Consider the following 9,908-nt stretch of genomic DNA (forward strand, 5'->3'; position numbering starts at 1 on the left):
CGCGTTGGACCCACCCCTTCCCATCCCGAACAGGACCGTGAAACGACGCAGCGCCGATGATAGTGCGGATTGCCCGCGCGAAAGTAGGTCACCGCCAGGCTCACCACCCCCACCCAAAGCCCTCCTCACCGAGGGCTTTGTTTTTTCCCGCCATCCAGCCTGAATAAAAAAACCTCACCCGATACGGGTGAGGTTTTCTTGCTTATGGGAAATTGGATCAGGCTGCAGCAACCAGTTCGCGAAGCACGTAGGGCAGGATGCCGCCGTGCTTGTAATAGTCCACCTCGATCGGTGTGTCGATCCGGGAAAGCACGGTGACTTGCTGGCTCGTCCCATCCTTGCGGTGAATAACCAAGGTGACATCCTGCTGCGGCCGGATATCGTCCAAGCCAAGCACATCGAACGTCTCGCTTCCCGTGATTCCCAGCGAATCGACGCTGTCATTGCCTTTGAACTGAAGCGGCAGCACTCCCATGCCGACGAGGTTCGAGCGATGGATGCGCTCGAAGCTACGTGCCACCACCGCCTTCACGCCGAGCAGTTGCGTGCCCTTTGCTGCCCAGTCTCGCGAAGAGCCGGTGCCATATTCTTCGCCGCCGAACACCACGGTAGGCATACCTGCGGCGATGTATCGCATCGCAGCGTCGTAGATCGACATCTGCTCGCCGGAGGGCTGCAGCAGCGTGAGACCGCCTTCGACACGGGTGCCATCGTCCTTCGGCGGCAGCATGAGGTTCTTGATCCGCACGTTCGCGAATGTTCCGCGCATCATGACCTCGTGGTTGCCGCGGCGTGAGCCGTAGCTGTTGAAATCGATCACTCCCACACCTTTCGACTGGAGATACTTGCCGGCGGGTGAGGTGGGCTTGATCGAGCCGGCCGGACTGATGTGATCGGTGGTCACGGAGTCGCCGAAGATCCCAAGCGGGCGGGCGCCAGTGATGTTGCCGGTGCTGCCGGGCTGCATACCGAAATCTGCAAAGAAGGGCGGTTCGGCGATGTAAGTCGAGGTCGGCCAGTTGTAGACCTGACCCGATGCCGACGGCACCGCCTGCCAAAGCGGATTGTCCTTGGTGAAATCACCGTACAGGCGCTGGAAAGTGGCGGCATCCGTGGCGAACTTCATCACCTTGTGGACTTCCTCGGAAGTCGGCCAGATGTCGCCTATCCAAACCGGCTTGCCGTCTTTCCCCGTACCCAATGACTCACTCATCAAATCCTTGAGTACCGTACCGGCAATCGCATAGGCCACGACCAGAGGCGGCGAGGCGAGGAAGTTCGCGCGCAGGTTCGGATGTATGCGCGCTTCGAAGTTGCGATTTCCCGAAAGCACCGCGGCACAGACGAGATCGTTGCTGACGATGGCTTCGTCGATCGGCTCGGCCAGCGGGCCCGCGTTTCCGATGCAAGTGGTACAGCCATAGGCGGCAACGCTGAAGCCCAGCTTTTCGAGGTACGGGAGGAGGCCCGCACGCGTGAGGTATTCCGTCACGACGCGAGAGCCAGGTGCAAGCGATGTCTTGATATGAGGCTTGACGGTCAGTCCGCGCTCGACCGCTTTCTTCGCCAGCAGGCCCGCTGCCAGCAGCACGCCGGGATTCGATGTGTTGGTGCAGGACGTGATTGCAGCAATCAGTACATCACCCGAACCGATGTCGATACCGTCCTTGGTGGTGAACCGCCTGGCGAGATCGCCCGCGTCCTTGCCGAATCCGTTCTCCTGCACCGGTGCCGAGAAGAGTTTGCCGAACTGGGACTTCAGGTTGCCCATCTCGATGCGATCCTGCGGGCGCTTTGGGCCGGCGAGAGACGGCGCAACCGATGCGAGGTCGAGCTCGAGCACGCTCGTGTAGTCGAGGTCTCCCGCTTTCGGAATGCCGAACAGATGCTGCGCCTTGAAGTACTTCTCGAAGGCCGTAATCTCGTCCTTGGTGCGACCCGTGCCCTTGAAGTACTCGATGGTCTTCTCGTCGACCGGGAAGAAGCCCATGGTGGCGCCGTATTCCGGGGCCATGTTGGCGATGGTGGCGCGATCGGGCAGTTGCAGGCTTGCCGTGCCCTCGCCGAAGAACTCGACGAACTTGCCGACGACCTTGTGCTTGCGCAGCATTTCGGTGATCGTCAGCACAAGATCCGTCGCCGTCACGCCCTCGCGCAATTTCCCCCTGAGGTGCACGCCGACCACGTCGGGGGTCAGGAAGTACACGGGCTGACCGAGCATTCCGGCTTCAGCTTCGATGCCGCCCACACCCCAGCCGACGACGCCGATGCCGTTGATCATGGTGGTATGCGAGTCGGTTCCCACGAGCGTGTCCGGATAGTAGATGCCGTCCTTCTGGTGCACGCCGCGCGCGAGGTATTCCAGGTTGACCTGGTGCACGATGCCGATCCCTGGCGGCACCACCTTGAAAGTGTCGAACGCCTGCATCCCCCATTTCATGAACTGATAGCGCTCGCCGTTGCGCTCGAACTCGAGCTCCATGTTTTCCTTCAGCGCATCGCGGGTGCCGTAGTGATCGATCATCACCGAATGGTCCACCACCAGGTCGACCGGCACGAGAGGTTCGATCACCTTCGGATTCCTGCCCATATTGTCAGCGACGTTGCGCATCGCGGCGAGGTCGGCGAGCAGCGGAACGCCGGTGAAGTCCTGCAGCACGACGCGGGCGACCACGAAGGGGATTTCGTTGACGCGCGGCGCGTTCGGTGCCCAGTTGGCGAGCTGGTTCACATGCTCCTCGGTGATCTTGCGGCCGTCGACGTTGCGCAGAACGGCTTCAAGCACGATGCGGATGGACACCGGCAGTCGCTTAACTGCGGGATAAGTCTCCGCCAATGCGGGCAGGGAATAGAACTGTCCGGGAGTCGGAGCACCCGGGAGTTTTTTCAGGGTGTTGTAGGCGTTATGCGGCATGGGCTGCCTCCTGTTCTTGGCGTGGTGAGTCCGTGGAAAGCGATACGGGTAATGGCGTCGCGCGTATCAGGCGGCGCCGGGGAAAAATGCCTGGTCGACTTCCGCAGACAGTGCGATACCCGAGAGTCGCCCTTTCTGCAGAACTTCCCAATAGTAGCGATACGATGCCCGATCGTGCAGGTGGCCTGCATGCCGGATCGGTCCCCACTGCGCCTTCTGCGCGGCGAGGAGAATCAAGGTGGCTTCCTTCACTTCTTCAAGGTCCGGTTTCATCGCCTCGACGATGGGGCGGATCTGCGCGGGATAGACGCTCCACATGCGCAGGAATCCGAACTCGTTGCGGGCGCGCCACGCATCGCTATAGGTGTTGTAAGGATTCCTCAGATCGACCGACACGTTGTGCGATGGCACGAGCCCGTTGCCCAGTGCGGCGGCAACGATGGTGGCCTTGGCGCGGACGATGAGGTGATGTTCGAACTGGCCGGGGCTGCGCATGGCGCTCCCGGGAATCGCGCCATGATGCGCGCTCACGAAGTCCATCAGACCGAAGTCCAGGGACTGTACCCACGGCAGGGCGGCAATGCGCTCGATATCGCGCAGAGCGCCGTGTGTCTCGATGAGGACGTGCAGCGGAATCTCCCGCTTCAACCCGCAGTGCGCCGCGCGTGACTGGATGTAGTCGATCATCTCGGCCACCTCCCTCAGGCCCGTGGGCTTCGGCAGGGTGATGTACGCCGTCACTTCGCCCACGCCGTCCACCAGGATATCGACATCCTGACGCCAGGCGGGATGACTGTAGTCGTGTATCCGTACCCCGACCATGCGGAATCGGTTTGCCGGAGAATTCTGCAGACGCACGACCATCTCGGCGTGCGCGCGCTCCTTTCCGGTCGGCGCACCGTCCTCGCAGTCGCAGGTGACGTCGAACGTCCTGCCGAGCTCTTCCTGCAGCTCGAACGCCTTGAGCATCAGTTTTTCGCTGCCTGCGTAGTGCTCACAGGCGGGGATGATCGGAAACGGTTTCTCGCCCTTGAAGAGGGCTTCGCTTGGGTGAACGAGCAGGGTCACGTTGGCGGTGGAGACTTGCTGTAACGGAGAAATAGGGTGCCGCGCGCTGGCGCAGCACCCGGTCGAGTCGTACGTCTGCTAGACGAGCATGCTCTTGACGCCGTCCTGCTCTTCGAGCAACTCCTTGAGTGTGAAGTCCATCTTCTCGCGCGAGAAGGCGTCGATCTCCAGCCCCTGCACAAGCTCGTACTTTCCGCCTGCGCACGTGACGGGGAAACCATAGATCACGTCTGCCGGAATGCCATAGGACCCATCGGACGGAACCCCCATTGTCACCCACTTTCCGCCGGTGCCGAGAACCCAGTCATGGATATGGTCGATGGCGGCATTGGCCGCCGAGGCCGCGGAAGAAGACCCGCGCGCCTCGATGATCGCTGCACCGCGCTTGCCGACGAGGGGGATGTAGGTGTTGCGGTACCAGGTTTCGTCGTTCACGAGCTGCGCCGCCGGCGTGCCGCCGATCTTCGCGAAGCGGATGTCCGGATACATCGTCGGCGAATGGTTGCCCCAAACGATCATCTTCTCGATCTCGGAGACCGCCTTGCCGGTGCGCGTGGCAAGCTGCGACAGCGCGCGGTTGTGGTCGAGGCGCAGCATTGCGGTGAAGTTCGCCTTTGGCAGACTCGGCGCCGATTTCATGGCGATGTACGCGTTCGTATTGGCGGGGTTGCCGACCACCAGCACCTTGATATCGCGTGCGGCGACGGCATCGAGCGCCTTGCCCTGTTCGACGAAGATCTTGGCATTCTCGAGCAGCAGGTCCTTGCGCTCCATGCCGGGTCCACGCGGCTTGGCGCCCACCAGAAGGGCGACGCTCGCGTCCTTGAACGCCACTTTCGGGTCGCCCGTGCCGACCATCCCGGCAAGCAGGGGAAAGGCGCAGTCTTCCAGTTCCATCATCACGCCCTTCAAGGCCTGCTGCATCTTCTCCATGGGCAGGTCGAGCATCTGCAGGATGACGGGCTGGTCGGGGCCGAGCAACTGGCCGCTGGCAATCCGGAACAGCAGGGCGTAGCCGATCTGGCCGGCGGCGCCGGTCACTGCAACGCGAACGGGGGTTTTCATGGTGTGGGGCTCCCTTTGATTGGGCATGTTGGTGCAAAGAGGGTGGCGCGAATCAACGCGGCTCGGTGAGACGTTGCGCAAGCTGGCGGCGTGCGCCGCGAACGACGGGCATCAACGGAACCGTTCCGACAAGGCACATGGCAGCATCGAGTGCGGCCATCCTAGTGGACTCGCTGAGGCAATGTCAACCATCTTATATAAGATAAAAGATATACGAATTCTGGACTCTCCCTCACGATTGCGCGTACAATTGCCGGTCATGAAGGAAGCGCTTTCTTCACCTGCCTTTCAGCCGCTCTACCAGCAGATCAAATCCCTGATCACGCAGAGCCTGATGGCGGGCGAATGGGGGCCGGGCGAGCCGATCCCGAGCGAGATTGAACTCGCCAGCCGGTTCAACGTCAGCCAAGGCACGGTTCGCAAGGCCATCAACGAGCTTGCCGACCAGAATCTCCTGATACGTCACCAAGGCAAGGGCACTTTCGTCGCCTCACATGCCGAGGAACGACGTAAATACTACTTCACGCGGATCACGCCCGATAGTGGGGAGGACGTGCATCCCACGCCCGAGTTGCTCGAATGCCGCCGCGCGAAGGCCGATGGCGTGACCTCGCGCCTGCTCGATCTGCCTCCCGCCTCGAGCATCTTCATCGTGCGCCGCCGCTTCCGCATCGCGGGCGAGCTGGTGGAATTCGAGGAAGTGCGCGTTCCGACAGCGCTCTTTCGGGGGCTGTCGACGGCCGTCATCGAACAGCACGAGTGCAAGCTCTACAGCATGTACGAGTCGCAGTTCGGTGTGCGAATCATCGAAGTGCGCGAGCGCATCAAGGCGGTCGCCGCCGACGAGGAAGAAAGCCGCCTGCTCGAGGTGGCGCCGGGGGCGGCGCTGTTGCGAGTCGATCGCGTCGCGTTCACGTTCGGCGAGAAGCCGGTCGAGACCCGCGCCAGTCTTTTTCACACTGCCAACCACCACTACCAAAACCGGATCACATGATCTGGCGGCCTCAAGCCGACGGATCCCTGTGCAAAACGACAATTCCCGATCCCTCTAAGAAAGGAAGCACGACCATGAATGCTCTCGCCAAACGCCGGCCGAAGCACCTGGATCTTGCCAAGATCCGACTGCCCATGCCGGGATTCGTGTCCATTCTGCACCGCGTGAGCGGCGCGCTGATGTTCCTGCTGATCCCGCTCTGTCTGTACCTGCTCGATCGCAGTCTGGCTTCGCCGGACAGCTATGCCGGAATCGTGGCATTCGTCGAGCACCCGCTCGTCAAGTTGATCCTGCTTGCGCTCACGTGGGCGTTCCTGCATCACCTCTGTGCCGGCATCCGCTTCCTTCTTCTCGATCTGCACGTCGGCGGCGCGCTCCCGGCAGCCCGCAGCAGCAGCGCTGCGGTGCTCGCCGTCAGCTTGATCCTGACGCTGATACTGGGGGTGAAACTATGGTAAAGCGCATCGTGGTAGGGGCCCACTACGGCCTGCGCGACTGGCTCATGCAGCGCATCACCGCCGTGGTGATCACGGCGTTCGCCGTGATCCTGGGGGTCGCGATCTGTCTGCAGCCCACAGGTGACTATGAGAGCTGGAAATCCCTGTGGAGTCACGGTTTTATACGCTTTGCGGCGCTGCTCGCCGTGATCAGTCTGCTGCTGCACGCCTGGATCGGCGTGCGCGACATCTTCATGGATTACATCAAGTCTACCGGGCTGCGGCTCGGCCTGCAGGTACTCGTCATTCTGGCCCTGGTGCTCTATGGCGCCTGGTCCGTTCAGATTCTCTGGAGCGCATGATGGCTTTCGCACGAAGAACGTTTGATGCGGTCGTGGTCGGCGCGGGAGGCGCCGGCATGCGCGCCGCGCTGCAACTGTCCGAGGCGGGCTTCAAGACCGCCGTCCTGTCCAAGGTGTTCCCGACGCGCTCGCATACGGTGGCGGCGCAGGGCGGCATCGCCGCCTCGCTGGGCAACGCCGACGAGGACAACTGGCACTGGCACATGTTCGATACCGTCAAGGGATCGGACTATCTCGGCGACCAGGATGCCATCGAGTTCATGTGCCGCAAGGCGAACGAGGCGGTGTACGAGCTCGAGCACTTCGGCATGCCGTTCGACCGTCTGCCGAATGGCAAGATCTACCAGCGGCCGTTCGGCGGCCAGTCCAAGAACTACGGCGGTGCGCAGGCCACGCGTTCGTGTGCTGCCGCCGACCGTACCGGACACGCGATGCTGCACACGCTGTATCAGCGCAATGTCCGGGCGCACACGCATTTCTTCGTCGAGTGGATGGCGCTCGATCTGATCCGCGACGCCGATGGCGATGTCGTCGGCGTCACCGCGCTCGAGATGGAGACCGGCGAGGTGATGATCCTGCAGGCGAAGGGGGTATTGTTCGCAACCGGCGGTGCCGGCCGCATCTTCGCCTCGTCGACGAATGCATTCATCAACACCGGCGACGGACTGGGCATGGTTGCGCGCGCCGGCATTCCGCTCGAGGACATGGAGTTCTGGCAGTTTCACCCGACCGGTGTGGCGGGTGCCGGCGTGCTCATCACCGAAGGCGTGCGCGGGGAGGGCGGCTACCTGCTCAACAAGAACGGCGAACGCTTCATGGAGCGTTACGCGCCGAATGCGAAGGACCTCGCCAGCCGGGACGTCGTCGCGCGCGCGATGGCAACGGAGATCAAGGAAGGCCGCGGCTGCGGCGGGGACGCCGACTACGTGCTCCTCAAGCTCGACCATCTCGGCGCCGAGGTCATCGAGAAGCGGCTGCCCGGCATCCGCGAGATCGCCAAGACGTTCGCGAACGTCGATCCGGTGAAAGACCCGATCCCGGTCGTGCCCACCTGTCACTACATGATGGGCGGCATTCCGACGAACTTCCACGGCGAGGTGGTGGCACCCACCAGAGGCGGTCAGGACGAGGTGGTGCGCGGGCTGTACGCCGCCGGCGAGTGCGCCTGCGTGTCGGTCCACGGTGCCAACCGTCTCGGCACCAACTCGCTCCTCGACCTCGTCGTCTTCGGCAAGGCGGCCGGCGACAGTCTCGGCCGCTTCATTCGCGAGAATCCGGGGCACAAGGAGCTGCCGAAGGATGCCGGCGAGCTCACGGCGGCGCGCCTCGCGCGGCTCGACAAGGCGGGCAGCGGCGAGCGGGTGCAGGACGTGTCGGCCGATCTGCGGCGGACCATGCAGCTCAACTGCGGTGTGTTCCGCTTCCCCGATCTGCTGTCCGAGGGCGTCAAGAAGATGCACGAGATCGTGGAGCGGTCGAAGCACACTTACATCGTCGACAAGAGCAAGACCTTCAACACGGCGCGGGTCGAGGCCCTGGAGCTCGACAATCTGGCCGAGGTCGCGCTGGCTTCGATCGTCTCGGCGGAGGCCCGCACCGAGAGCCGGGGCGCGCATGCCCGCGAAGACTTTCCCAAGCGCGACGACGACAACTGGTTGCGGCACACGCTCTGGTTCAGCGAGGGCTGTCGCCTCGACTACAAGCAGGTGCACCTGAAGCCGCTGTCCGTCGAGATGTTCCCGCTCAAGGCACGCACGTACTGAACGCGACGATGGCCCGGCGCAACCGGGCCGTCGTCCCAGAATCAGGAGATTCGAGATGCGATTTTCGATCTACCGCTACAATCCGGATATCGACGAGAAGCCGTACATGAAGGAGTACGACGTGCGGCTCGAGCCCACCGACAAGATGCTGCTCGATGCGCTGGTGCGCATCAAGTCGATCGACGACACCCTGTCATTGCGCCGCTCGTGCCGCGAAGGCGTCTGCGGCTCCGATGCCATGAACATCAACGGCAAGAACGGCCTGGCATGCATCACACGGCTCGCCGACCTCAAGGAGCCGGTGGAACTGCGCCCCCTGCCGGGGCTGCCCGTGATCCGCGATCTGATCGTCGACATGAGCCAGTTTTTCAAGCAATATCATTCGATCAGGCCGTATCTCATCAACGATGATCCGCCCCCGGAAACCGAGCGGCTGCAATCCCCGGAGGACCGCTCCGAGCTGGATGGCCTCTACGAATGCATTCTGTGCGCGTGCTGCTCAACGAGCTGTCCGTCATTCTGGTGGAACCCCGACAAGTTCGTCGGCCCCGCCGGCCTTCTTGCCGCTTACCGCTTCATCGCGGATACTCGGGATCAGGCGACCAGCGAGCGGCTCGATGACCTCGAAGACCCGTATCGACTGTTCCGTTGCCATTCGATCATGAACTGCGTCGATGTCTGTCCGAAGGGCCTCAATCCGACTCGGGCCATCGGCAAGATCAAGGATGCGATGATTCGCCGCACCGTATGAGCGAGCTCGATCGGGTGCGCTGGCACTGCCGGCGCGGGATGCTGGAACTCGACCTGCTGCTGCATCGGTTCGTCGATCGCCATCTGCCGAACTTGAGCCCCGATGATATGACGCGCTTCAAGGAGATACTCGATCTGCAGGACGGCGAGCTCTGGCAGGTCCTGTCGGGTCGAGCGGAAATCGAAGATCGTCGTCTGCAACCGCTGGTTCAGATGATAAGAGGCTCGGCGGACACGCGTGAGGCAATCCTTACAGAGAAGGACACTCGGCTCTAACCCCTCCCGGAGAACTGCGTAATGGGCGACACCAAGACTGCTACCCTGACCGTAAGCCACATCACCAAGAGCGTGGATCTGCCGATCCTGTCCGGCACCATCGGGCCGGACGTCGTCGACATCCGCAGTCTGACGGGCAAGACGGGCGTGTTCACGTTCGACCCCGGATTCATGGCCACCGCCAGCTGCAAGTCGCGCATCACCTACATCGACGGCGACGAGGGCGTGCTGCTCTATCGCGGCTACCCGATCGAACAGCTCGCCGTGCACTGCGACTTC

General features: G+C 62.5%; 10 protein-coding genes and 1 rRNA gene. 8 read left to right on the forward strand and 3 right to left on the reverse strand.

Going from position 1 to position 9,908, the window contains the following annotated elements; translation table 11 throughout:
* A 5S ribosomal RNA gene (gene rrf / locus JNK68_16710) occupies positions 1–100 on the forward strand; the annotation flags it as partial.
* A gap of 117 nt (positions 101–217) precedes the next feature.
* Here the strand turns inward: rrf and acnA are convergent.
* From acnA to JNK68_16725, 3 genes are all read right to left on the reverse strand, one after another.
* Entirely contained in the window at positions 218–2,914 is a 2,697-nt protein-coding gene (gene acnA, locus JNK68_16715; GenBank protein ID MBL8541986.1) for an aconitate hydratase AcnA, read from the reverse strand.
* Between the two features lie 66 nt (positions 2,915–2,980).
* On the reverse strand, positions 2,981–3,982 hold the full coding sequence (locus JNK68_16720) for a CoA ester lyase (GenBank protein MBL8541987.1): 1,002 nt from the start codon (positions 3,980–3,982) through the stop codon (positions 2,981–2,983).
* 78 nt (positions 3,983–4,060) lie between these two features.
* Positions 4,061–5,047 carry a malate dehydrogenase gene (locus JNK68_16725; GenBank protein ID MBL8541988.1) on the reverse strand — a complete coding sequence of 329 codons (987 nt, stop codon included), beginning with the start codon at positions 5,045–5,047 and terminating at the stop codon, positions 4,061–4,063.
* 259 nt (positions 5,048–5,306) lie between these two features.
* Between JNK68_16725 and JNK68_16730 the strand changes: the two genes are divergently transcribed.
* The 7 genes from JNK68_16730 to gltA all read left to right on the forward strand — a co-directional run.
* Entirely contained in the window at positions 5,307–6,041 is a 735-nt protein-coding gene (locus JNK68_16730; protein MBL8541989.1) for a GntR family transcriptional regulator, read from the forward strand.
* Positions 6,042–6,115: 74 nt separating this feature from the next.
* Positions 6,116–6,499: a succinate dehydrogenase, cytochrome b556 subunit gene (gene sdhC / locus JNK68_16735; protein ID MBL8541990.1), complete on the forward strand. Its 384-nt coding sequence runs from the start codon at positions 6,116–6,118 to the stop codon at positions 6,497–6,499.
* Positions 6,493–6,840, forward strand: coding sequence for a succinate dehydrogenase, hydrophobic membrane anchor protein (sdhD, locus tag JNK68_16740; GenBank protein MBL8541991.1), 348 nt, complete (start codon positions 6,493–6,495; stop codon positions 6,838–6,840). Before sdhC ends, sdhD begins: the two co-directional genes overlap by 7 nt.
* Entirely contained in the window at positions 6,840–8,603 is a 1,764-nt protein-coding gene (gene sdhA, locus JNK68_16745) for a succinate dehydrogenase flavoprotein subunit (protein MBL8541992.1), read from the forward strand. Before sdhD ends, sdhA begins: the two co-directional genes overlap by 1 nt.
* A 55-nt stretch (positions 8,604–8,658) precedes the next feature.
* Positions 8,659–9,354 carry a succinate dehydrogenase iron-sulfur subunit gene (locus JNK68_16750; GenBank protein MBL8541993.1) on the forward strand — a complete coding sequence of 232 codons (696 nt, stop codon included), beginning with the start codon at positions 8,659–8,661 and terminating at the stop codon, positions 9,352–9,354.
* Entirely contained in the window at positions 9,351–9,629 is a 279-nt protein-coding gene (locus JNK68_16755; protein MBL8541994.1) for a succinate dehydrogenase assembly factor 2, read from the forward strand. The genes JNK68_16750 and JNK68_16755 overlap by 4 nt, the downstream gene beginning before the upstream one ends.
* A 21-nt stretch (positions 9,630–9,650) precedes the next feature.
* Positions 9,651–9,908: citrate (Si)-synthase (gene gltA, locus JNK68_16760; protein MBL8541995.1), on the forward strand; the 258-nt coding region annotated here is incomplete at its 3' end.

This window comes from Betaproteobacteria bacterium, assembly GCA_016791345.1.
Taxonomy (GTDB): Bacteria; Pseudomonadota; Gammaproteobacteria; order Burkholderiales; family JAEUMW01; genus JAEUMW01.

Excerpts from the sequence above, each read along its gene's own strand:
- acnA (MBL8541986.1), bottom strand. The coding sequence starts at position 2,914 with ATGCCGCATAACGCCTACAACACCCTGAAAAAACTCCCGGGTGCTCCG.
- JNK68_16725 (MBL8541988.1), bottom strand. The coding sequence starts at position 5,047 with ATGAAAACCCCCGTTCGCGTTGCAGTGACCGGCGCCGCCGGCCAGATC.
- JNK68_16730 (MBL8541989.1), top strand. The coding sequence starts at position 5,307 with ATGAAGGAAGCGCTTTCTTCACCTGCCTTTCAGCCGCTCTACCAGCAG.
- sdhC (MBL8541990.1), top strand. The coding sequence starts at position 6,116 with ATGAATGCTCTCGCCAAACGCCGGCCGAAGCACCTGGATCTTGCCAAG.
- sdhD (MBL8541991.1), top strand. The coding sequence starts at position 6,493 with ATGGTAAAGCGCATCGTGGTAGGGGCCCACTACGGCCTGCGCGACTGG.
- sdhA (MBL8541992.1), top strand. The coding sequence starts at position 6,840 with ATGGCTTTCGCACGAAGAACGTTTGATGCGGTCGTGGTCGGCGCGGGA.
- JNK68_16750 (MBL8541993.1), top strand. The coding sequence starts at position 8,659 with ATGCGATTTTCGATCTACCGCTACAATCCGGATATCGACGAGAAGCCG.
- JNK68_16755 (MBL8541994.1), top strand. The coding sequence starts at position 9,351 with ATGAGCGAGCTCGATCGGGTGCGCTGGCACTGCCGGCGCGGGATGCTG.